This is a genomic window from Mitsuaria sp. TWR114 (assembly GCF_007997345.1).
This window is the reverse complement of the sequence record NZ_VOSR01000935.1, coordinates 1-1,056: the sequence shown is the minus strand read 5'-3', so window position 1 is coordinate 1,056 and position 1,056 is coordinate 1. Positions and strand designations below refer to the sequence as shown.

Genomic DNA, 1,056 nt, shown 5'->3' with positions numbered 1-1,056 from the left:
GGCAGGTTGACCATCACCATCCCGGCCTGCGCATGCAGCTTGAAGTGGCTCGCATGCTTCAGCGACCGGGTGCAGATGCCGGCGGACAGGCCGAACTCGGTGTCATTGGCCAGCGCCAACGCCTCGTCGTAGTCGCGCACCCGCACGACGTTGGCCACCGGGCCGAAGACCTCCTCGCGACTGATCGTCATCGCGTTGGTCGTGCCGGTGATCAGCGCCGGGCGCTGGTAGAAGCCCTTCGTCTCGCGCTCGACCACATCGCCGCCGAAGGCGAGCGTGCCGCCCTCCCGCTGCGCGATGTCGACGTAGCGCAGGTTCTGCTCGAGCTGGCGCTGGTCGACCACCGGGCCGATGTCGGTGCCGGCCTTGAGCGCGTGGTCGATCTTCAGCGTGCCCAGCTTGGCGACGACGGCCTCGACGAAGCGGTCGTGGATGCCCTCGGTGACGAGGATGCGGCTCGACGCGGTGCAGCGCTGGCCGGTCGAGAAGAAGGCGCTCTGCACGGCCGAGTTCACGGCCACGTCCAGGTCGGCGTCGTCGAGCACGACCAGCGGATTCTTGCCGCCCATCTCGGCCTGCACCTTGGCCTGGCGCGCCGCGCAGGCGGCGATGATGCGACGGCCGGTGCCCACCGAGCCGGTGAAGCTGATGGCCTTGACGCGCGGCGAGTCGACCAGCGTCTGCCCGACCTGCGAGCCCGCGCCCATCACCAGGTTGAAGACGCCCTTGGGCAGCGCGGTGCGCGACAGGATGTCCGCCAGCGTCCAGCCGCAGCCCGGCACCAGCTCCGCCGGCTTGAAGACCACCGTGTTGCCGTAGGCCAGCGCCGGTGCGATCTTCCACGCGGGGATCGCGATCGGGAAGTTCCACGGCGCGATCAGGCCGACGACGCCCACCGGCTGGCGCAGCACGTCCACCGACACGCCGGGACGCACCGAGGCCACCGTCTCGCCGCCGCAGCGCAGCGCCTCGGCGGCGAAGAACTTGAAGATGTTGCCGGCGCGCACGACCTCGCCGATCGCCTCGGGCAGCGTCTTGCCTTCCTCGCGGGCCAGC

General features: G+C 70.5%; 1 protein-coding gene. It reads right to left on the bottom strand.

The window, feature by feature from the left end:
• Positions 1-1,056: aldehyde dehydrogenase family protein (locus tag FUT87_RS26045; RefSeq protein ID WP_147242861.1), on the bottom strand; the 1,056-nt coding region annotated here is incomplete at both ends.